Annotated in this window: 13 protein-coding genes; 2 read left to right on the forward strand and 11 right to left on the reverse strand. The window is 64.0% G+C overall.

Going from position 1 to position 22,288, the window contains the following annotated elements; all coding sequences use genetic code 11:
- Window positions 1-19 precede the first annotated feature (19 nt).
- From L21SP4_RS10740 to L21SP4_RS10790, 11 genes are all read right to left on the reverse strand, one after another.
- Window positions 20-2,020: a GH39 family glycosyl hydrolase gene (locus L21SP4_RS10740; RefSeq protein WP_052882651.1), complete on the reverse strand. Its 2,001-nt coding sequence runs from the start codon at window positions 2,018-2,020 to the stop codon at window positions 20-22.
- A gap of 241 nt (window positions 2,021-2,261) precedes the next feature.
- Window positions 2,262-2,453: a hypothetical protein gene (locus L21SP4_RS12990; protein WP_144413840.1), complete on the reverse strand. Its 192-nt coding sequence runs from the start codon at window positions 2,451-2,453 to the stop codon at window positions 2,262-2,264.
- 161 nt (window positions 2,454-2,614) lie between these two features.
- A complete protein-coding gene (locus tag L21SP4_RS10750) occupies window positions 2,615-4,009 on the reverse strand; it encodes an alpha-L-rhamnosidase-related protein (protein WP_052882653.1) in 1,395 nt (464 codons plus the stop codon).
- A gap of 186 nt (window positions 4,010-4,195) precedes the next feature.
- Complete coding sequence (locus L21SP4_RS10755; RefSeq protein WP_052882654.1) at window positions 4,196-4,822, reverse strand: hypothetical protein; 627 nt, start codon at window positions 4,820-4,822, stop codon at window positions 4,196-4,198.
- 13 nt (window positions 4,823-4,835) lie between these two features.
- A complete protein-coding gene (locus L21SP4_RS10760; protein WP_160300812.1) occupies window positions 4,836-7,313 on the reverse strand; it encodes a hypothetical protein in 2,478 nt (825 codons plus the stop codon).
- 54 nt (window positions 7,314-7,367) lie between these two features.
- A complete protein-coding gene (locus tag L21SP4_RS10765; RefSeq protein WP_074041474.1) occupies window positions 7,368-9,320 on the reverse strand; it encodes a sulfatase in 1,953 nt (650 codons plus the stop codon).
- 63 nt (window positions 9,321-9,383) lie between these two features.
- Window positions 9,384-11,549, reverse strand: coding sequence for a glycosyl hydrolase family 65 domain-containing protein (locus tag L21SP4_RS10770; protein ID WP_052882656.1), 2,166 nt, complete (start codon window positions 11,547-11,549; stop codon window positions 9,384-9,386).
- A gap of 25 nt (window positions 11,550-11,574) precedes the next feature.
- Window positions 11,575-13,026 (reverse strand): sulfatase family protein, encoded by a 1,452-nt coding sequence (locus L21SP4_RS10775; protein ID WP_052882657.1) that lies wholly within the window; start codon window positions 13,024-13,026, stop codon window positions 11,575-11,577.
- 73 nt (window positions 13,027-13,099) lie between these two features.
- On the reverse strand, window positions 13,100-14,629 hold the full coding sequence (locus L21SP4_RS10780; RefSeq protein WP_082116712.1) for a sulfatase family protein: 1,530 nt from the start codon (window positions 14,627-14,629) through the stop codon (window positions 13,100-13,102).
- A 21-nt stretch (window positions 14,630-14,650) separates the two neighbouring features.
- Window positions 14,651-16,879, reverse strand: coding sequence for an alpha-L-rhamnosidase (locus L21SP4_RS10785; protein ID WP_160300813.1), 2,229 nt, complete (start codon window positions 16,877-16,879; stop codon window positions 14,651-14,653).
- A gap of 236 nt (window positions 16,880-17,115) precedes the next feature.
- Window positions 17,116-18,087 (reverse strand): PEP-CTERM sorting domain-containing protein, encoded by a 972-nt coding sequence (locus L21SP4_RS10790; RefSeq protein WP_052882660.1) that lies wholly within the window; start codon window positions 18,085-18,087, stop codon window positions 17,116-17,118.
- Between the two features lie 202 nt (window positions 18,088-18,289).
- Here L21SP4_RS10790 and L21SP4_RS10795 point away from each other — a divergent pair, with 202 nt between their 5' ends.
- Together L21SP4_RS10795 and aceE are read left to right on the forward strand one after the other, a co-directional pair.
- Window positions 18,290-19,420 (forward strand): LacI family DNA-binding transcriptional regulator, encoded by a 1,131-nt coding sequence (locus L21SP4_RS10795; RefSeq protein WP_052882661.1) that lies wholly within the window; start codon window positions 18,290-18,292, stop codon window positions 19,418-19,420.
- 197 nt (window positions 19,421-19,617) lie between these two features.
- On the forward strand, window positions 19,618-22,284 hold the full coding sequence (gene aceE, locus L21SP4_RS10800; protein ID WP_052882662.1) for a pyruvate dehydrogenase (acetyl-transferring), homodimeric type: 2,667 nt from the start codon (window positions 19,618-19,620) through the stop codon (window positions 22,282-22,284).
- The last annotated feature ends 4 nt before the right edge of the window (window positions 22,285-22,288 follow it).

Consider the following 22,288-nt stretch of genomic DNA (forward strand, 5'->3'; position numbering starts at 1 on the left):
GCATCCCGGGAAACCCCGGTCACGGAGCCGGGAGAATCGGCCACGAAATCCGCGTGGCGGATGGGGCAACGAAGATGCTGTCGATGCCGAAGCCGTCGGACGGGATCGGATAGTTGTCGTAAAACTGGAATTTGATGCGCACCGCGCTCTCGGCGGCGTAGGCGTCGAGGGGGATGTCCTTCCAGGTGTATTCCGAGGGGCCGTCGTTGAAGCTGAAGAGCTGCTGCCAGGTGGCGCCGTCGTCGGTGGAGATGAAGACCCCGTCCTCGGGATCAGCGTTGTCGCTGAAATCCTTCCACTGGAACGAGAGCGTCGGCGTGGGAATCGCGGTGAGGTCCAGCGGAGCGGTAATGAGGGCGGCAATCGACTTGATGCTGCCGTACACCTCGTCGTCGAGCAGCACACCGAACCGGCCGGTTCCGGGATACTCATCGCTCACGCGCACCCGGCCTTCGAGCGTGGTCTCGGTCGTCCATTTTTGCGGGTCGAGGACTCCGCTTTCGAATCCGTCCTCAAAAATGGCCCCCGAGGTCTTCGCCACCCGGTAGAAGGCGGCGGAGCCGGGCGGGGGCCGGGTATCACTGTATTCGGTTTCGTCACCGGCTGCGGCAGGATGGTTTTCGTCCAGAGGCGGCGGGGGGAACCCTTCCGCCAGATTCGTGCTGCGATGGATGTTGAAAAACTCTCCCGTCGTCGAGGGCCACGCAAAGGAAAAGGCGGCGGGATCGGGATCGGTCACGTGCAGCCGGAAGGTCGACTCGGCGGGCGAGAGGGTGAGGACTGCGACCTCCTCCAGCCCCAGATCCGGCAGCAGCACCGCGGCGCTGCCGCCGGTTAAGTCTACGGTCGCCTCGCCGACATACACCGGCTCCAACAGACTGCTGCTCCCCGTATCCGGGATTGTTTCGACCTGGATACAAACGGCACCGTTCGCTTCAAACCCCGTGACAGAATCGAGATTGTTCAGGGTGAGGGTAACGTCGGCGCGATCCGGCGTGGATCCGAACTCGAAATAGCCGAGCAGCACTTGGGCCGTGCCGGGCGAACCGGCAACCTGTCGGCTGCCGAGGGGAACCACCCGCTCATCGAGGGTGGTCGATTCCACCCGCCCGGCAACGCCGTCGGCGTAGGACTTGAAGGTCCACCAGACGGCGCGCGGGTCGCCGTTGGGGCCGTTCAACAGCCCGCTGATGCTGCCGTTTTCGCAGTCGCTGTTCCAGCACGAGCTGCACGCCCCGTCGGAGCCGCCCTGCTCCGCGTAGTGGAAATATCCCAGCGTCGAACCCGGCAGGTAGGTGCGGTCATTGCCGACGGTTTCGCCGAGGACAATCTGCCGGATGCCGAGCGAGGCATAGGCCGGATCGTCTTTCCAGTGGGTGCGGGCATATTCGAGATGGGACTGGATCGACGGGATATCGTCGTCGCGCTCGTTGAGTTCGTGCCATTGCAGCACCTCGACCGTCAAGCCCTCGCCCACGCAGTAGTCCAGAAAATCCTCGATGTAGGTCGTGTACCAGCGGTGGGCGCTCGGGCCGCTCACTTTTGCGCTGGATCCCAGCTCATTTTTAATCACCGTATGCGCCCGGCGGTAGGCCTCGTAGTACTGCGCGTCGGTGCCGGGCCAGAACATGCTCAGGTTCGGCTCGTTCCAGACGTCGTAGACCACGTTGGTGCCCCACGTCTGCGCCTGGTCCAGCACAAAGGATTCCCACAGCGCCCAGTTCTCGTAGGGCATCAACCCGCCGTTGCGGCGCGGGAAATCATCCAGCCGGACCATGACCGTGCACCCCAGATCAAGCATCTTCTGCACACGGCTGTTGTACGACGAAAAATTGCGCGCCCATTCCGTGCCCGAAATCAGCGGCGTATACTTCGCATCGTCCGCATCGCGGCCCTCCAGGATGCCGCACTGGGACACCACTTCCTGCGGCACGGCGAAATCGACCGTCACGGAGGTTTCCAGATCGGCCCGCAGCGTCACTGCACACAATCCGGCCAATACGATATAGGCGGCTTTCATCGGTTTTCTCCTCATAACGGGATGGTAAAATAACGGGATCTATAATTCCGCATGGGTTCATCTGAGGCAAGTCCCTCGTGGAGCGATCGTATGCGCACTTGCTCGAAGTCGACCGGCACGCCCTCGGAGAACAGGTACATCTGATCTCCACCGGGATTCCAGTACCGTTCGATCGGGGTGCGGCGACCGTTGATTTCGTCATCGACGATGTCGCGGCGGCAGAGCAATTCCGGCGGTCACTTCACCCGAGGCCTTTCCCTCCTGCTGACCCGTCGAGTATCAGGGTGGCGTCCCGCAGGACCCGTTCCGGCTCCAGTGTCTCGACCGTCCGGACGTGGCCGGGAATGGTGTAATCGCCGGCCGGCAGGGCTTGTCCACTTGCCGCGGCCGCCGGACCACACAAACCGAACGGCCCGAACGGACAGAGGGCCATCAGTATCGTGAATCCGGTCAGAAAAAGGTTGTTTCGCGGAGTTCATTCATAAGCGTTTATTAGCGGACATAAGCGGTCGCCAGCTCCGCTGGATTTTGTATTTCACTCTTGCGGTTTCGCCCGTCATGATTCGGGCGCGGGTTCGAGCCCGCGTGCCAAGCTCACAACAACTCGATGGTATGGTCTCCGGCTGTTAATTCAACGAACGGTGCGGGGGCGGGCTGAACGTTGACGCGAACCGCCGAGGCCTGCGGCAAGCGGACGGAGGCGGAGCAACCGTCCGGAACGGTGACGTTCCAGACGATTCGCCCGCCGTCGCGTTTCCAATGACTGGAGATTGTTCCGAAGGGCGAACGGTGGTCGGCCCGGGCCCACTCGAGCCCGGGCAGGAAGCAGGGCTGGAGGATAAAGTGCCTGAAGCCGGGCTGAGCGGGATCGGGCCGGATGCCGCTGAGGCTTTCATGGAACACGGCGGCAAAGCCGCTGTGCATGGGATGATTGAAGGAGTTGCGGCGGTAGCGCTCCCCTTCCGGCCAGTCGTAGGGCACCTCCGGCCAGGTGGTCAGCCCGTGCTTCTCGGTCAGGAAACGGAGCGAGGGAAATCCGGTCTGCTGCCAGAGGTGGGCGGTGACGTCCGCCTTGCCGTTGTCGTTGAGAACGGTATACAGCGGGCGGTGGCCGAAAATGCCGGTGGTGTAGCGCCCGTCCGCCTTTTCCATGATCAAGCGGACGAGGCCGTCCGCCACGCGGGCGCGCCGAGCCTCCGGGTAGAGTCCGAGTTGCAGGGCCATGGCGGTGCCGGTCTGGGTGCCGAAGTGACCGGCCTGCCGGTTGTGAAAACGGTCGATAAAGGCGGCCTTGATCCTTTCGGCCTCCCGCGCGTATGTCTCCGCCGATCCACTTTTGCCCAGAGCATTGGCCATATCGCGCATGGCATGGAGGGATTTGTAATAGAGAGCGGTCGAAGTCAAAGCCACCGGGGTATCGATCTCGGAGTTGCTGCCGGGGGGACACCAGTCGCCATAGCCCTCCTCGATGATGCCCTCCTTCACGGCGTGTTCGCGCAGGAAGGCCATCCAGCCCTCCATCACCGGCCAGTTTTCGCGGACGATCCCGGTGTCTCCGTAAAAAAGCCAGGCGGTGTGGGGGACGAGGACGGTGGCGGCACCCCAGTCCGGCCGGGCCTGATGGGGCAGCCGTCTGCCGCCCGCCACGTTGGCGGGTGCCCTCGGGTCGCGGGGCAGGCTGCTCTGCGGGTGCGGGTGTACAATGCCGAGGGTCGTCCGCAGGTCGCGGGCGGCCTTGGGAAAGAATTTGGAGAGATCGAAGTTGTAGGAGGCCGCCTCGGCCACGGCGTGGAGGTCGCCGGTCCACTGGCATTTCTCGCGATGGGGGCAATCGGTGAGGTAGCCCTGCAGGTTGCCTTCGATCGTGCGCAGGGAAACTTCGTAGTAATGATTGAGGAGCGGATCGGAGCAGGCGAAGGTGCCGATCCTCGGGACATCGCTGCGCACCAGCCAGCCCGTGAAATCTCCCGCCTCCGGTTTCCCGCTCAAGCCGGAGATCTAGGCGTAGCGGAAGCCCTGATAGGAAAAACGCGGCTCCCGGTCTGCAGCTCGACCGGCCCGGCAGTCGCTATGGATGATGCGGCAACGGCACCAAAGGCCATGATACTGACAGCGAATGATTTCATTGCGGTTTTCCCTTCGGGCTTGAATGCGGTCCTTCAGAAAAGCCCCATTTCACGGATTGTTTTCTTCTTCTTCGACGTAGCGTTCGTAGTAATCGTGATTTTCGATGATGTCCGCAACCATCTCCGCGAAGACCTTGATCGTACGGGAGGGCAGGATAATCTTTTGGCCGTCAGGCAGCTGCATTTCCCAGGAGAGATCCCCCTCTTCCCCGTACGGGGTTTGAACCTCGCGGAACCGTGTTTCGGGGATGTAGCTCAGGGGCATGACGCAGTAAAACTTCGTGCGGAACGCATAGGCCTCCCTGCTCTCCATCGTGGCCTTAGGGGCCGGGTCGAGGCCCCTGTGCTCCCGGAAATTATTCTCACCGATAAAATAGATCGCGTAGTTTGAATAGAGCACCGCCCCGGTGCGAAAGCTGTTGCAGCCGATAACTTTCTCCCCCGGGCGGAATCCGAGCATCCCGGCCGTCACCTCGTCGGACACCACACGGTCCGCGATTTTCAATTGCTCGCCGGGCATCGTCAGGATCTTGAAGGCCCGATAGCTCAAGGGCGGGAGCCGGGTCTTGTGCCGCTGAACCTTCTGATTGATGCGCACCATGGTATTGTTCGAATTAGCCATGGCAAAAGCGCAGCTCGAAACCGCCAACACCGCTATCGTGATCGCTTTTTTCATCTTGCCCTTCCCGTCAGGAATCCAGCCAATGGAAAAACAGAGGCTTCATGCGATTCAGGCCGTTCTCGTCCACGTGCCCGTCTTCGTCGGTCTTGAGAGGATCCCGCCAGATCACCGCGAGGGCCCACTTTTCACCCAGGATCTCTTCGGACTGGATTCCCGGGGTCCCGTTGCGGTCTTCGACTTTCTGCGCTCCGAGCAGGACCGTGAACAGGTTCTGCCGGACGTGGAGAAGATCATAGATCTGGCCTATCAGGCGGTCGATGGAGTGCTTATTGCGGGCGATACTGTCCGGGGGAAGGGCCTCGATGAGGTCTTCGTAAGAGACGAGACGCAAGGCCTCAAAGGTGTTCGCCGGGGGCTCCTCCGCCTCCGCGATGCGGTTGATCATTACACGCGCGAGCGCCCTTGCCTCCGCCGCACTGATCGTGTTGGTGCCGAACCGGGGCAGACGCATCTCGTCCTGAACCCTATCCGCGCCCCGGTTATAGAAGGCGCTGCCCAGCACCCCTTCCCGACGGGTCAGCAGGCTGACTTTATCATCGGGAACCGCGACGCCGTTGGTGACCCGGCGATGGTAGCGGCCTTCATCCTCACACAGGCGCAGGTATTCAAAGACCGGCATCGCGCGTTCACCGACCAGCGGCACGGTCTCCCAGGGGCGATTCACATCATAGGCCGCCCCCCCGAGCCCGGATATGTTTTCAAAACGGGTATAACGGATCTCCCCCGCCCCATTGTCGTTCACTCGACTGCCGCGCCGCATGGACCAGTGGCCGTCTTTCCCCCCCGCCAGATCGGAGTAGAGCCGGCGCGCCTCTTCGTTCATTGCACCGGGTGACGGCGTATCCACCTCCCTCCACGATTCATTCCAGAGATGGTTGAATCGGGGATCGACACATTCGTAAAAGGCGCTCTCATCCCCGCTGCCGGGTGATAACACCTCGACGGCGGTGTCGAGCGTCCCGTTGCGAAACGGAATGGCATCATAAAAAAAATTCTGTATCGCCCCCCCGGTGTCCCGTCGCCAAAGCACATAGGCACACACGATCTCCAGACCCGGAAGCTCCGCGGGGGCCTCAGCGAGCGTTTTGGTGTCCGAAACAAAATCCAGGCTTGCGTGATAGAGGCGGGAGGCCTCATCGGGACCGCCGACTTCGTCGAGATGATGGTACCGGAAATTCTTGTACCCGAAGTCTTTCGAGGTGTCTCCGAAATCCCAGCCCTCCGAATTGTTGACCGGACGCCAGTCCACATGAAACTCGGCAGCCCGCCCCCCCATCTCCGCGTAACCCCATTCATCCCTGTCCACGGCCAGATACGGGATGACCATCTCCAGGTCTACCTCGAACTTCACCGTGTATTTATCCACCACCCGGGTTACAGTCCGCCGCACGCCGATCTCGTTGAGCATCGGGCTTTCGCTGGAATCCACCTGCGAGAAATAGGCGTAGCGGTCGGCCAGGGGGCTGTCCGGCGCGCCGTGCGGCCTAATATAGTGAAAGCGGTCCATATACTCCTGCACCGACTCGACTGAATCCGCCACGGAAGTAAGTTCGTTGCCCTCCGCGACGTAGTCCTCAAGCATCTGCCTGAGCCTGTTCCGGAGTTCCGTCCGCTGGTCATCCCGCCAGACCGAGTACAGGACGTCCCACCCATTCCACCGAACGTCCGTATACCAGTTCTTCAGGATCAGGGGCTGAACGTCCACCGAATCCCCATAGGAAAAGGTCTCCTCCGGAAAGTAGGAACAGGTAAATAAATGGCGTGCGGCCGTATCGAACAGCCCCGCATTAAAGCTGTTCACCTCGCCGAGATTGACCGCCCGCACCCACCGGTCTTCGGCCCTGTCACGGTTGTAGACGAACGCCTTTTCCAGATCCTCTTCATCCTCGTCCTGACGAAACTCGTCGAGCAGGTCCTTGCTCAGATACAGGTTCTTCCGCTGGACGTCGTTCGTGCGCTCGTAGCTGAAAATCCGGTTCACGTCGAGAAGCCCTGAATTGTTGATCACCAGGCCGGCCCAGCGTCCGACGACTTCCCCCCCCGCCGTCACGGAAGTCCATCCCATCCGTTCCGACTGCTCATCCACGGCATCCCACAGATCCGACGGGATCCACTCATCGTAATAAAAGCAATCCGGAATCATGACCCTGTCCGCACCCGTCCCCGATACGCCCCATACATCGGGGTCCCCGCTCACGAGTCTGAAATCCGGAAAATACTGATCTTCATCGTTCATGAACGTGTCGACGAGGAACATCGTCCTGCTCGCTGCCGCATCCAGCATCAGGCTCGTCTGCGTCTCATGCAACGCCGCCCTCGAGACCAGCCGTTCCGTCCGCATTGAGATCGCAAAAGCCACGGCCATAATCATCAACAGCGCCAGAAACCCGAGAACCATTACGAGGGCCACGCCGCTGCGCCCCGCCTCCGTCAGCGCACCCTTTCCTCTAGCCCCCGGGTTGTGGTCCCAGCTGTTCATGATCATGGGTTTTTACGCGCCCTCAGCACCGCCCTTTGGCGACAGGCCCGCGCTGCGGACTCATTGTCTCTTCCTCTTGCCGTCGAAATTCCATTCGCGCAGCAGCGAGCCGTCATCGTTATGCACCCGAATGGAACGGATACGCGTCGAGCCGTCCGCGCCGGGCGGATCGATCCGCAGCGCGGTCAGGGGGCCGGCCTTATCGAACTCGACCCGCACCGGCACCCAGCGGTCGGTGGTGCGGACGGCGGCGACCTCGTAGCTGCCGGGCACATAGGGCGCGTGATCCCAGCCGGCGAAGACCATCAGGGCGCCCTGCTCTTCCGCGCGGACTTCCAGCGAGACGGATACCGGTCCGTCGACCTCCGGATCGATGTTCGTTTCGATCCACGGGTCGCCCGCGGTGGAGTGGATTACCAGCGCGCCGTCCAGGACTTCGAGCCCGACGGTGCGTCCTTTGGACCTCCAGCCGCCCGCCGCGCGATGACCTTCGGCCTTCGGGCCGGTTGTTTTCCTCGGCTTGCTGCGGTCGCGCCCGACCCCGATCTTCTCCGGCTCGAACTGTTCGGGATCGAAGTCGGGGTTCGGTTCGGGCGTTACGGCATCCACCTCCTCGAGATGCCGCTGCATCATGCGATCGAGCAGGGCAACCTTTTCGGGATAGGCTTCGGCGAGGTTGCGGGTCTCGCCGATGTCCTCGGCGAGATTGTAGAGCCGGTACTCGTGCCCCCCGTCTTCGCCGAAATGGAACGTGCGGATCAGTTTCCAGTTATCGTAGTGCACGGTCATCGACGGCGGCAGCCAGTCGGGCACCCTGGGATCGTGGGGGAAATAGCCGAAGATCGGGCCGCGGTCGAACGAACGTCCGCGCAGCACGGGCGTGAAGTCCACGCCGTCGAACTCGTACCCCTCCGGAAGCGGCATATCGAGCAGACGATGAAGCGTGGGGTAGAAGTCGGTGCTCTGGATCATGGCGTCGGTCCGGCTGCCCGGCTCCGTCAGTCCCGGCCAGGCGACGATGCAGGGGACGCGCATCCCGCCGTCGAAGACCGTCGCCTTACCGCCGCGGAGCGGTTTGTTGCTCGTGGGAGGACGGCCTTCGACCACGTCGTACATGTTCCCGCCGTTGTCCGAGAAAAACACGAACGCGGTCCGGTCGGCGATCCCCCGTTCTTCTACGGCGTCGAGCAGCGTCCCGACGGCGTCGTCGAGCGAATGGACCATGGCGGCATAGGTCGCGCAGCGCTGCGGGTCGTCCGGATCGAGTTCCTCTTCGATCTTCCGTTCGTAGTATTCGATCAGCTCCTGCTTGGCGTCGAAGGGCGCGTGCACGGAGAACTGCCAGTAGTTCATGTAGAACGGCTGATCGTCGGGGAGTGACTTCATCCAGGCCACGGCCTCTTCGGCCATGCGGTCCTCGATGTGCTCCTTCGGGTGATTCGCCTCGAACTCCGGATACTTCCACGGCGCGACGTAGCTCCCGGCCGGACCCGGGCCGGGCCAGTGGGGGATGTCGACCTCGAACCCGTGCTCGAGCGGGCTGTAGGGTTCGTGGCCGAGATGCCACTTCCCGAAGTGCGCGGTCGCGTATCCCGCCTGTTTGAGGTGTTTGCCGAGCGTGGGCAGGCGGGTGTCGAGGCGACTGACGGATACGCAGTGGCGCGATTTGTCGCCGGGTTCGACGGCCTCGACCACGGACGGTTCCAGGCGCACTGCGGGGCTATGACAGCAGGGCGCGGTCAGCCCCGTACGCGCCGCCGTACGTCCGGTAAGGATCGTGGCCCGGGTCGGCGAACAGAGCGGGCTGGCGGTGTAGGCGCGGGTAAAGGTCATCCCGCGCTTCGCGAGCCGTTCGAGATTCGGTGTCTCGTACAGATCCGTGTGCCCGTACAGCGTCGTATCCGCCCAGCCGAGGTCGTCGGCCAGGATAAAGATGACATTCATGCGCTCCCGGGCCTCGCCGGCCAGCGCGAACAGCGTCGTACACACAAACAGCAGCATTTTCCTGATCATGCGTCTCACTCCTTTTTTTAGGTTCCGAATAACCTTTTTTTACGCCGGCATCCCGGCGACGCCCTACCGGCTGAACCGCGCGATTCCCGGTTGCGTCAAAACTCTGGTTGTTTCCCCGAGTGTGATCCGGATCGGTTTAGGGGGATGACGAGGCAATTCAACCGCGGCGCGTCCGGGGGCGACGGTAATGTCGAGGGGCACCCCGCGGTAACGCAGGTTGCGCACGCGCATCGCCGGACAGGCTTCGGGCAGCCGCGGTTCGATGTGCAGCGTGTCTCCGTCGGGCTGCAGCCCCATGAAGCCGAGCGGGACGACGGCGGCGAGCATGCTGCTTTCGGTGAATTCGAAGTCGATGCCGATTCCGCCCGCGGTGCCGCCGCCCTGCAGCGTGGTCCCTCCCCTGCCCTCGGCGTAGTACTTCCGGTACCCGCCGTACGCCTGCACCTCCTCATCCCAGGCGCGGATCTCCATCAGGCGCGTCCAGGCGTTGTCGGCGCCGAGCGTCCGGATACGGCTCATGATGTCGTAAAACGAGAACCCCAGCACGGCGCCCCCGTCCTGGATCTGTCCGCCGAAGGGATTGACCTCGGGCGAGAACCACGAAAAGGTGTACCAGTCGATGTTCCGCCGGGTCGTGGCGCGCGGGGCGAGGCGGTAGGCGTAGATGTCTTCGCCGGTCGCCGTGTCGCCTTCCACGATCCGATCGCCTTCGATCCAGGTCATGATCCGCTCCGCGTGCGGTTCAGTGGCGATGCCGTAATGGATCGCTTCGAGGTTGACGAACGTGAACCCGTAGTCGTGCGCCACCCCGTCGCGGTCGATGCACCCTACGAACCGCCCGTCTTCGCGATCCCAGAATTTCCTGTTGACCGTCTCCTTCACCGCCGCCGCATGCGTGCGCAGCGCGGCGGGGTCGAACGCCGCGAAGCCGTCCGGGATCGCCCATCCGGGATGCGCATCGGCGGCCTCTTCGAGTTCGGCCATGGCCCGCAGCGCGGCATAGTAGTGGGTGGTCGTGTACAGGTCGTCCCAGCCGAACGGGAGCAGATCCCAGTAGCTGCCGCCCTTGCCGTGGCCGGGGTGGGGCGTCTTGGACCCGTCGTCATGCACGGTAAACCCCGGACGTCCGTCGTGTCCGGGCCAGGTACAGCGAATATGGTTCAGCTCGCGCGCATGGCCCTCGTCCATCATGAACCGCAGCGCCCGCCGCATCCGAGGCAGCATGACGCGCAGGAAATCGAGATCGCCGGTCCACCGGAAGTGTTCCCATGCGGCCTTGATGTAGATGGCGTTATTGACCAGATGGCGCGTGTCCCAGTGGGTGAAGATCGAGCGGATGAAGAACGGCCGGTCCTGCGCGATTTCGGGGAAGCGGAAACGGATGCGCTCGATCGTGCCCGTCCAGGCGGGGTGCCGGTGGAGCGGCAGTTCGGCGTGGCGCATGCCGGTCGTAGCGCTGTGCGGGGTCGTCTCGGGCCGGAAGTACATGCGGCGCGACGCGCTCCAGTCTTCGTCGCCCGCCCGCCGCCAATCCATGCAGGCGTCCCGCAGGCCTGCGGCCTTCATGCGAATCTGGATATACGGACAATTGAACGCATCGAGTTTCACCTCCTCCGGCCCGGTCAGGGTCGGGAGCTTGCCCGCCGGAGCGAGCGTCCAGGCGTGGCGGCCGGCATCCAGTCCGTGATCGTCGAGGTCCGTCAGCTCCCACGCCGCGCGAGCCCCTTTCCCCAGAAACGGCGGGGAACCCGGCGCCGGGTTCACATGATGGCGGAGCACGATCTCCCACTCCTGCGGCTGATCATAGAAATGCCAGCCGAAGGTGGTCCCCTCGTACCCGGTTTCGCCGGGCACCTGCGGCCAGACGGGAAACGGCCAGCCGTCGTCCTGCGAACTCGAGATATGCTGCTGCGCGGAGACGTATCCCTCGACACTGAGGGGGGTGTCGAGCAGCCGCGTGCGCTTGCGCTCCTGGATAAGGCGGCCACCCATGAAGGCGTCGTGGAGCCAGGAGTCGGCGATCGCCTGGTACTCGAGGGCATAGGTCGCGCCCTCATCAACCCGGTTCGTGAAGAACCGTCGGATGCAGGTATTCACCCAGGCGTCCGCCCCCGGCGCGCCCCGGAACGAGAAGCGGGTTGCGTCCCCGCCCATGCGGCCCCCGGGGCATGCCGCGGCGGTCAGCACCAGCCAGAGACTTATCCATCTGACTTCAGGCTTAATTTTCATAATTCGACACCACGATCATGGATGTTCAGTCCAGATAGTGTGCGTACCACTTCTCCTCCTGGGAGTTGAGGGGTTCGTCGGGAAGGCCGGCGGGCCGGTTCCCGGCGGCCCAGTCCTCGAGTTTCCCGCGCAGTTCGGCGGCACGCTCGGGGTGGGTCCGGATCAGGTTGCGATGTTCGTGCTGATCGCTCTCCAGGTCGAAGAGGTATTCGCGGCCGTCGCTCAGCCTCAGGTATTTCCAGCGTCCCCGCCGGACGGCGGCCTGCCGCCAGAACTTCCAGTACAGCTCGCGGTCCGGCAGCGCATCGATCTCTCCCCTGAGGCGCGGGAGCAGGTTGACCCCCTCCAGTTCCGCAGCCTCCGGTTCGCCCGCGGCGGCCAGGCAGGTGGGAGCCACATCGAGCGAGATAACCGGGTCTTCGCAGACCTGGCCGGACGGGATCGTGCCCGGCCAGGCGGCCAGGAACGGGACGTGCACGCCTCCCTCCATAATCGTGCCCTTCTCCCCCGTCCAGGGGGTGTTCATCGACCCGTCCCACGCGCCGCCCCTGAAAGAGATGGGAAGGTCCTTCATGTCGATCTTCAGCGGCGCGCCGTTGTCGCTGATGAAAAAGATGAGCGTATCGCGTTCGATCCCGAGGTCCGCCAGTTTATCCCGCACCTTCCCCACGCCGTCGTCGACGGCGGAGATCATCGCCAGCGCATAGCGCCGCCGCTCCGGCATCTCGCCCGGGAAGCGCGCGAGGTACTGTTCCGTCGCCTCGAGCGGAACGTGCGGGGCGAAGTAGGCCACGTAGAGGAAGAAGGGATTCTCGTGATTCCGGTCGATGAACTCCAGCGCGGCTTCGGTCTGGAGTTCGAGCCGGTAGCCCTTCTTATTGACCCATTCCCCGTCGTCCGCGCGTTCGGCTCCGTCGAGGCCGTAATTGACCCAGTACCGCTTGAGTTCCCCCTTGTAGTAGTCGTCGAATCCGCGTGCCCCCGGATAATAAGGAAGTATCTTCCTGAACGGGATGCGCAGGCCCGGTTTCGGGTCGGGTTCGTTCAGGACGCGCGCGGTCCAGTCCCGCATCGTCCAGTTCGGCTCGAGATGCCACTTGCCGATCATCCCGGTACGGTATCCCGCTCTGCTCATCCGGTCGGCGAGCGTGACTTCGTCCAGCGGCAGCGGGCCGGCGGCGTTGTGCTCGAAACCGAACCGCTGCTGGTAACGTCCGGTCATCAGTCCCGCACGCGAGGGCGAACACTGCGGCGCGGTGACGTACCCGTCGGTGAACCGCACCCCGTCGCGGGCGAGTTGGTCGAGGTTCGGCGTGCGCACATCGTCACACTGCCCGTGAACGCCGAGGTCGGCGTACCCGTGATCGTCGGTAAAAAAGACGACCACGTTGGGCGGATCAAAGAGGGACCGGCCCGCAGCCCCGGCCATGGGTATCCAGGCCAGAACCCCCGCAGCCACCATAATCTTTTTCAGCATCACTTCCCTCCTGTTTTACCCCTGGAACAGGACATTGAACCATTACGAATACCGGCAGTCTTTTAAGGTTTTTTCATTGCAGCATCTTGTCATGCGGATTCGGATGATCTCCCGTTCGTTCCATCCAGGCGTCCAGCGCCTTCCGGAAACGATCCCGCACCTCGCGGCATTCGGGATCGTCCGCGAGGTTGTGCATTTCATACGGATCGTTCCTGAGATCGTAGAGTTCCTCCGGGGGACGGTAAAAAGCGGCCTTCAAAAGGCGGTAGGGTTCGGGATATTCCTCGCGGTGCTTCACGATGGTCTCAAAGGCGCGGTTCCCCCAGGGGCCGCCGGGCGTAGCGTCCCAGGGCATCCACGCGAGGGCCTTGGGCCTGTCGCGGAACGCCGCATCCTCGACAAACCGTTCCATCGGATACCCGGGCGTCTTTTCGTGCCGCAGGTTGCGGATATACCGCCAGCGTCCGTCGGTGATGCCGCGGGTGGGATAGTATTCATCGGGGTGCGGGCCGTGCGCATGATGTTCGGAAACGACGTAGCGCCGGTCGAGTTCCCGCGCGCGTCCCGACAACAGCGGGCGCAGGGAACGCCCCTGGACCTCTTCCGGAACGGGAATCCCCGCATAATCGAGGAGGGTCGGGACGAGATCGATATGACCGACCGGCTCTTCGGTCCGCCGCCCCGGCGCAATGCCCGGACCCGCGATCGCGAGCGGCACGTGTACGCCCCAGTCGTAGGTCGTGGCCTTGGCGCGGTGGTAGCAGAAGCCGTGATCGCTGCTGAAGATGATCAGCGTATCGCCGCCGCGTCCCGACCGGCGCAGCGCGTCGAGCACTGCACCCGCGACTGCGTCGGCGGCCTGCACGGAGGACAGGTACGCGGCGTAGTCGCGGCGCATGGCCGGCGTGTCCGGCCAGTTCGGCGGGATCTCGATCTCGCCCGGATCGACGCGCGGCGTCCCGGCGGCGCGGACGTGCTGAAGAAAGGGGCGGTGGGTATGGCGTATGTTCGCCATGAGGAAGAAGGGCGCGTCGCCGGCCTCCTCCAGGAAACGGGCGGTCGCGCGGCCGCTGGCCTCCGGCGTCAGCCCGACCGGGTAGCGGTGATCGAACGGGAATTTCCAGGGCGGACTGAGATGAAACTTGTCGGTGATCCCGGTCACGTACCCGCGCCCGTTCAGGATTTCAATCAGCGTGGGAATATGCTCGTGCACGCCGACCGGATCGACCTTGCGGCTCCGGCGCGTGAAGGCCACGTCGGGATCGTCGAGGGTGGGCCCCTCGGTATTGCGCCAGTGGCCGTTGGTGTGCGGCATCGTGCCGGTCAGGAGGGCGCTGCGGCAGGGAGCGCAGGAGGCGGCGGCGGAATACGCGCGGGCAAAGAACATGCCGGCGCGCGCGACGCGGTCCATGTGCGGCGTCTCCAGCCCGGGCACGTCGAGCATCCCGAGATGGTGCGACTGGTCGTCGGTGAGTATGAGCAGCACATTCGGCCGCCGCGCGGGTGCGCCGCCCGCCGCCCGCGCGGCGGCTGCGATCCCGCCCGCCAGGGCCAGCATGCACCACACCCGCCTGATCGGGGTCGCCCCTTTTAAACCCGGCATCGATCTCCCTCCATGTATCCGTCAGCTCCCGAACTCAAAATCGTGCTCGCCCGGGTCAACCTCCTGAACACCGTCCGGGAGGTGAACCTCCGCCGGAACCGGCGTCGCGATCAAGAGATGATATCCGCTGTCGGTCTGTTCCCACGCCACGCCGATGAGACCGTGCGGCGATTCGTACGAGAGCTTCACCCGGTCGAGCGACGGCGTGCATCCCGGAACGACCCGCAGCCTGCCGAACCCGGGCGCGGCGGGCTGAAGCCCGGCGAGCGATTCAATCATCCACTCGCAGACGGCCCCGAAGGCGTAGTGGTTGAACGAGTTCATGGCCGCGTCGCCGAAGCCGTGTTCGTGCGACCATGAGTTCCAGCGTTCCCAGATCGTGGTAGCCCCGTTTTTCACTTCATAGAGCCACGAGGGATAGTCCTCTCTCAAAAGCAGCTCCACGGCGAGGTCATGCCGCCCGGAGCGGGTCAGGGCGGGACAGAGAAGGCCCGTACCGACAAATCCGGTGGTGAGGTGGCCGCATTGCTCGACATCGGCGGCGAGGTCGTTCGCCGCACTTTGCCATGCGTCACCCTCGAGCAGGTCGAACGCGACCGCCAGCGCCGCGGCGGTCTGGGTGCGGACGGCGAGATGGCCGTCCGCGTCGAGAAACCGTTCCCTGAAGTCGTCGCGCGCCCTCCGCTCCTGCCCGGCGAGCCGCGCTTCGTCGTCGTGGTACCCGAGTGCCTGCGCCATCTCGCGCATCAGCCGCACATCGTAAGCGCGGTAGGCCTTGCCGATGTATTCGTCGGGGGTGGGGCTGTCGAGGTTCAGCCAGTCTCCGTAGGACCATGCGTTCGGGCCGTTATGCGTATTGCCGGGCGTAAACAGGTAGTCGATGTAGCGATTCATCGCATCCCACCAGCGTTCGGCGAAGCGAAGTTCCCCGTACGTGCGCCACAGCATGTACGGACAGATAATCCCCGCATCACCCCACGCGGCCCGGCCGTGGCCGAGCCGCTCGAGATCGGGCGCGACATCCGGATACGCGCCATCCGCACGCTGGGCGTCGTGCAGGTCCTGCAGCCACTTTTCGTAAAACGCGCGCACGTCCGAGAGATACGTGGCGGTCTTCATAAAGATCTGCGCGTCGCCGGTCCAGCCCAGCCGTTCGTCCCGCTGCGGGCAGTCGGTGGGCACCTCGAGGTAGTTGCCGAGAAACCCCCACCAGGCGTTTTCGAAGAGACGGTTCACGCGCGGGTCGGAGCACTGAAACTCCGCGGTGCGGTTATGAACGGAGGAGAATACGACGCCTGTCACGGTGTCACACGGCGGCGCGACGGGCAGACCGGCAATCTGCACATACCGGAAGCCGTGGAAGGTGAAACGCGGCTGCCAGGTCTCGTCCGTCGCCCCCTTCGCGGTGTAGCGGTCCTCCGCCCGCGCGGCCCGAAGATTATCCGTGTACACCGATCCGTCCGCCTCGAGCATCTCGCCGTGACGCAGCACGAGTTCGGTGTCGCGCGGGACGTTGAGTTTCAGCCGGCATGCCCCGACCATGTTCTGGCCCAAATCGAAAACATGATCTCCGTTCGGGAGGGCGTGGACTGCGACCGCGGGGAGTTCGTCGACCGCCCGCACCGGAATGCCGGGACACGGCTCGACTGTGACCGTAGCGGGCGGCTCCCGCACCGCGACCGGGCCCCACTTTCCCGGCGGGGTGAGCATGCCGGGATCGAATTCGGGCTCGTATTCCGACGCGCTCCAGTCCCCGGGTTCCTCGCGCGCGTCGTACCACTCGCCCATCAGCAGGTCGGCGCGAAGGACAGGGCTCGCGCGCCCGATCCAGGACTCATCGGAGACGATCGTCTCCGTGGCGCCGTCCGCGCCCGTGAGGTGCAGCTCGCAGGAGAAGAGGGCCTCGGGCCCGTAAAACCCCTTGTCCTCGAAAGGCCCGATGTACCCCGCGTACCAGCCGGGGGCCAGCACGGCGCCGAGGACATTCGTGCCCGGCCGGATGCGGCCGGTGAGGTCGTACTCCTGAACATAGACGCGCTTGCGGTAATCGCTCCACCCCGGGCGGAACAGGTCGTCGGTCACGCGTTCCCCGTTGAGCCACAATTCGCAGATCCCCAGCGCCGTCGCGCGCAGGCGGGCCTGCGCGAGCGTCCGCGGCGCCTCGAAGGCCCTCCTCAGCAACGGCACCGTCGGATTCCACCCGAACCGTATCCACTCCCCCTGCCAAACCGTTGTCCGTTCCGATTGCATCCGGTCTCCCCGTGCGTTTATATCCGCGGTTTTTTGCATGCGATCCATGGCACGCCCTGTGTCCTTCGCGCTTTTCCGGGCGTGGGCTTCCTCCGGCGGGGCGTGAAGCAGTCCGCGCCGGGGAAAACGCGGGTTGAAAAGGCGATGCAACCGCGCTCCGAAGCTCGCTCATGCGCGTGAATTGAAAAAGCCCCCTGCCCTCGCGGGGAGGGGGCATTCAGCGCGTACGACCCGGATCAGGCCATGATCCGGCGACGCAGGACCATCAGCAGGCCGAACAGACCGAGCAGACCGAACGTCGCCGGCTCCGGAATGACGGTCCCCGAAAATTCCAGTTCCTTATTCGAGGCCTCACGGCTCAGCGTCCAGTCCTCAATATTCACCGTCTGGAGCACACCGGTGAGCGCATTGAACGCATCCAGCGTAATGGCATTGGTCGTCTTAAACAACGTTACCGAGAACGCACCATCAGGCGCGTCGCCGGCATCAATGGTGAAACCAATGTCATCGCCATCGTCCCGGACGGTGAGCCCTTGAGCCGAAATCGTGGATACCCCGGCCGAATCCGAGAGGCGGAACGAGACATCCGCGGAACCGGTATGGTTCGTATCGCCCCATGCAAACACCGCATTGTTCACGCGGATTGAAGCATCGTCGTCAAGCACCTGAAACGAGCAGTCGCTCAGCCACATATTGCCGTCGCCGTTCAGGGTCAACGAGCCGCCGCTTACCTTCATATATCCCCGGCCGCGATGGCCGATGAACGCATTCCGGTCTACCGTCAACGAACCGCTGTTGAGATTTACCGTCGATCCGTCTTCTGCGACACCGTCGGCGTCCAAGTCAGACGCAATGAAGAGATCCTGTCCCATACCCACGGAACCCCCGTCCAGGGTCAGCGTACCGACACCCTCATACCCGACGTACACTTTGGCTGCGCATTCAACAGCGCCCCCCGAATTGATCGTCAAGCTGTTGGCCGGTGGATCGTCCTTCCCCCGCGCCACCTGGATATTAAGAATCGTGCCGACGTCGTCGTTGAGATAACCGCCTTTACCGTCCTGGGTAAACAGCGCATTATCTCCCACGCCGGGGAGCGATCCCCCCTGGTTCCAGCTCGCCCCGTTCGTCCACTGTGTGCCGTTACCGATCCAGACGAAGTTATCCCCCCCCTGCGCGCCCGCCGCAAACAGGATCAGCGCAACCATTACGCAAAACCTCTTCATTCTCGTACCTCCTTGTGTTTGCTGTCTCCCCTCACACCATTCAAAGGCAATCCCCGCATCGTGGTCTTATACCATAGGACATACATGCATCCGGACGCGGCTGTCCAGATTTTTTATCTATATTTTTTCCGGCCCGGAATCCGCTTGATTTTCGCGACGGGGGTCGTCATAGGGTTTTCAGCCCATGGGAACCCGCACTCAAAGCAAACATCGTGTCATCAGCGCCGAACTGCTCGGCAGGATCCGCGCCGGAAAGCTGAAGCCCGGGGAGCGCCTCCCCTCCGAACGGGCCCTGGCCGCCGAGTACGGGGTGGCGCGGCTGACCGCACGGCGGGCGTTGTCCGACCTCGAAGAGCGGGGGCTGGTCCGGCGCAACGGACAGCGGGGCACGACGGTGCTCGACGATCTCAACCGGGAAGCGCGCACCCTCACGTTACTTTGTTCGGCCGCACCGTTTTCGATCACGGAGGAGACGATCCGGCTGGTGCTGCAGAAGGCGGAGGATCGCGACTACGGGGTGCGGGTCATCCGCGTGATGGAGAACGATGAAAAACCGATGCTCGAGGCCCTGAAGGTCGGCAACCCCACCATGATCTTCGGGTGGCCGGAGGAGATCTCGCCTTACGGCAGACTCGAACGGGCCGTGCGCAACGCCGGCGATCACGTCGCACTGATCGCGGGGCGCATCGAGGGCGATCCGGTGCCGACGGTCACCTGCGACGACCGACGGGGCGTAAAGATGGCCGTCGACCATCTCAGGAAAGCCGGGCACAAAAAGATCGCGCTCATCGCCCCGAACATCGATCCGGCCCACTCCGTGCTCTCCGTTCAGATCGAGACGTGGCGTGAGGCGGTGTGCGATGTAATGAATGAAGACGAGATGCGTCGACACTGTATCGCCTTTGACAGCCAGTACGCCAAACATGCACTGATCGAGACCTTCAACCGGTTAAAAAAATACCTTCGCGCCGCGGAATCGGACTCTGTCACCGCCCTGCTGTGCCTGACGGAAGAACTCGCCACCGCCGCCCTCGCCGCCTGCCGGGCCAAGGGACGATCCGTACCGGACGATATGTCAATTATGGAATACGCCTGGACGCCGCGCAGCGAATTGTTCAACCCGCCGCGCACGGGTGTTAATCCTCACCTCGACCGCCATGTCGAGATCGCCTTCGATCTGCTGGAGCAATGCAGGGCCGGCAAGACCCCCTCCGGGCTTCACCGGCTCGTCCGCCCGGAACTGATCGAGCGCGAGACCGTCGGCCCCATGATGCGATCATGCCCGCAGGTCCGCGCAGCGGGGCCAGGGCCGTGATCTTATAACGCGCCTGGCCTGCCGGGGGGCAGGCTTACGGCGCTACTACGAACGATATCACGCGCCTTGGCCCTTCGAACGCTGGCGGCGCGGCTGCGGCCCGCAGGTCCGCGGGCTTTTATTCGCCGGTCTTTACCGGTAGACTGTCCGGCGTCGAAGCGCAGCACAGTACACATCCGCAAGGGGAGACGGCAGCTATGGACGATGACCCGCGACCGCGAGAGGATCTCGAAAAGCAGGACTGGCTGGAGGCGCTCGACGAGCTGATCGACACGTCCGGGCCGGAGCGCGTGAAGGACATCCTGCACGACCTGCAGGTCCGCGCCCACCAGCGCGAGGTCCGCCTCCCCTACTCGGCCAACACGCCCTACATCAACACCATCCCCGTCAGCCGGCAGCCGCGCTATCCCGGCGACCGCGAGATGGAACGCCGCATCAAGAGCCTGATCCGGTGGAACGCGATGGCGATGGTCGTGCGCGCCAACCGCGAGGAGGACGGGATCGGCGGTCACATCTCAACCTATCAGTCGATGGCCACGCTCTACGAGGTCGGGTTCAACCATTTCTTCCGCGGACGCACCGAAACCTTCCCCGGCGACCTCGTCTATTTCCAGGGTCACGCCTCCCCCGGCAACTACGCCCGCGCGTTCCTCGAAGGGCGGCTCTCGGTCGACGACATCGACAACTTCCGCCACGAGCTGCACGAAAAGCCCGGCCTCTCCTCGTATCCGCACCCCTGGCTGATGCCCGATTTCTGGCAGTTTCCCACCGTGTCGATGGGCCTCGGGCCGATCACGGCCATCTACCAGGCGCGCTTCATCCGCTACCTGGAGGACCGCGGGATGCGCAAACCCGCCGGACAGCGCGTGTGGGCCTTCCTCGGCGACGGCGAATGCGACGAGCCCGAGACGCTCGGCGCCATCGCGCTGGCGGCGCGCGAGAAGCTCGACAACCTCACCTTCGTGATCAACTGCAACCTGCAGCGGCTCGACGGGCCGGTCCGCGGCAACGGGAAGATCATCCAGGAACTCGAGGCCGACTTCCGCGGCGCGGGCTGGAACGTGATCAAGGTCATCTGGGGCGCGGACTGGGATCCGCTGCTCGAGCGCGACGAGGACGGCGTACTGGTCAGGCGGATGAACGAGACGGTCGACGGCCGGTTCCAGAAGTACACGGTCGAGGACGGCGCGTACATCCGTGAGGATTTCTTCGGGGCGGACCCCCGGCTGGAGAAACGGGTCGAGCATCTCTCCGACGATCAGCTCCGGCGTCTGCGCCGCGGCGGGCACGACCCGGAAAAGGTCTACGCCGCCTACCGCGCCGCGACCGGGCATGCCGGCGCGCCGACGGTGATCATCGCCAAGACGGTCAAGGGCTACGGGCTCGGACGCGCGGGCGAGGGGCAGAACATCACACACGCCCAGAAAAAGCTGAACGAGGAGGCGCTGCGCGAATTCCGCGACCGTTTCGGCATCCCGATCTCCGACGACCAGCTCAGTACCGTACCCTTTTACCGCCCCCCCGAAGACAGCCCCGAACTCCGCTACCTGATGGAACGCCGGAACGAACTGGGCGGGTTTCTTCCGCAGCGGACGGAGGACGCGCCGCCGCTGGGCGGGGCGGACGACTCCGTGTTCGAGGAATTCCTGGGCGGAACCGACCGGCCGGCCTCGACCACGATGGTCTACGTGCGGCTGCTCGGGAAACTGCTGCGCGACAAGAATATCGGGCGCCACCTCGTCCCCATCGTCCCGGACGAGGCGCGCACGTTCGGGATGGAGGCGCTCTTCCGGCAGTGCGGCATCTACTCGCATCCCGGCCAGCTCTACGAGCCGGTGGACAAGGAAAACCTCCTGTACTACAAGGAGGTGAAGGACGGGCAGATCCTCGAGGAGGGGATCACCGAGGCGGGCGGCATGTCGTCGTTCATCGCGGCGGGGAGCGCCTACGCGACCCACGGGATCAACATGATCCCGTTCTTCGCCTTCTACTCCATGTTCGGCTTCCAGCGCGTCGGCGATCTCGCTTGGCTGGCGGGGGATTCGCGCTGCAAGGGGTTCCTGCTCGGCGCGACCGCCGGGCGCACGTCGCTGCCGGGCGAGGGGCTGCAGCACCAGGACGGACAGAGCCACGTCTACGCCCTGTCGATCCCCAACCTGCCGGCCTTTGATCCGGCCTACGCGTGCGAACTGGCGGTGATCATCCGCGACGGGCTGCGGCGGATGTACGTCGAGAACGAACCGGTCTTCTACTACATCACCCTCGGCAATGAGAACTACCCCCAGGCGGCCCTGCCCGAGGGCGCGCAGGAAGGCGTGCTGAAAGGGATGTACATGCTCCAGGAACCCGAAGGGGACGACGGACCCGAGGTGCAGCTTCTCGCCAGCGGCGCGATCGTCAATGAGGCGCGCAGGGCGGCAGATGAACTCAGAGAACACGCCGGCGTCCGCGCGACGGTCTGGTCGGTGACGAGCTGGAAGGCCCTGCTCATGGACGCACAGGACTGCGAGCGCCAACAGAGCCGGAAGGCCGGGGTGGAGGCGAGCAAGCGCAAACCGTACGTGACGCAGTGCCTGGAAGAGACGGCCGGACCGATTATCGGCGCCTCGGACTATCTGAAAACGCTGCCGGCGTCGCTGGGGCCGTGGACGCCCCGGAAGATCGTACCGCTGGGCACGGACGGGTTCGGACGCAGCGACGGACGCGAGGCGCTGCGCGAGTTCTTCGAGGTGGACGCCGCGGCCATTGCGTGGACCGCCGCGACCGAACTCGTCCGGGCCGGGACCATGAAGGCCGGACGGCTGCAGGATCTCCGCAAACAGTGGAATGTCGACGGAGATAAACCGAACCCGGTGAATGAATGACCGC

This window comes from Kiritimatiella glycovorans (assembly GCF_001017655.1).
GTDB lineage: Bacteria > Verrucomicrobiota > Kiritimatiellia > Kiritimatiellales > Kiritimatiellaceae > Kiritimatiella > Kiritimatiella glycovorans.

Bases quoted from the DNA above. Each gene is read 5' to 3' on its own strand.
- aceE (WP_052882662.1), top strand. From the start codon at position 19,618: ATGGACGATGACCCGCGACCGCGAGAGGATCTCGAAAAGCAGGACTGG.
- L21SP4_RS10755 (WP_052882654.1), bottom strand. From the start codon at position 4,822: ATGAAAAAAGCGATCACGATAGCGGTGTTGGCGGTTTCGAGCTGCGCT.
- L21SP4_RS10740 (WP_052882651.1), bottom strand. From the start codon at position 2,020: ATGAAAGCCGCCTATATCGTATTGGCCGGATTGTGTGCAGTGACGCTG.
- L21SP4_RS10760 (WP_160300812.1), bottom strand. From the start codon at position 7,313: ATGATCATGAACAGCTGGGACCACAACCCGGGGGCTAGAGGAAAGGGT.
- L21SP4_RS10770 (WP_052882656.1), bottom strand. From the start codon at position 11,549: ATGAAAATTAAGCCTGAAGTCAGATGGATAAGTCTCTGGCTGGTGCTG.
- L21SP4_RS12990 (WP_144413840.1), bottom strand. From the start codon at position 2,453: ATGGCCCTCTGTCCGTTCGGGCCGTTCGGTTTGTGTGGTCCGGCGGCC.
- L21SP4_RS10795 (WP_052882661.1), top strand. From the start codon at position 18,290: ATGGGAACCCGCACTCAAAGCAAACATCGTGTCATCAGCGCCGAACTG.
- L21SP4_RS10765 (WP_074041474.1), bottom strand. From the start codon at position 9,320: ATGATCAGGAAAATGCTGCTGTTTGTGTGTACGACGCTGTTCGCGCTG.
- L21SP4_RS10780 (WP_082116712.1), bottom strand. From the start codon at position 14,629: ATGCCGGGTTTAAAAGGGGCGACCCCGATCAGGCGGGTGTGGTGCATG.
- L21SP4_RS10785 (WP_160300813.1), bottom strand. From the start codon at position 16,879: ATGCAATCGGAACGGACAACGGTTTGGCAGGGGGAGTGGATACGGTTC.
- L21SP4_RS10775 (WP_052882657.1), bottom strand. From the start codon at position 13,026: ATGCTGAAAAAGATTATGGTGGCTGCGGGGGTTCTGGCCTGGATACCC.
- L21SP4_RS10790 (WP_052882660.1), bottom strand. From the start codon at position 18,087: ATGGTTGCGCTGATCCTGTTTGCGGCGGGCGCGCAGGGGGGGGATAAC.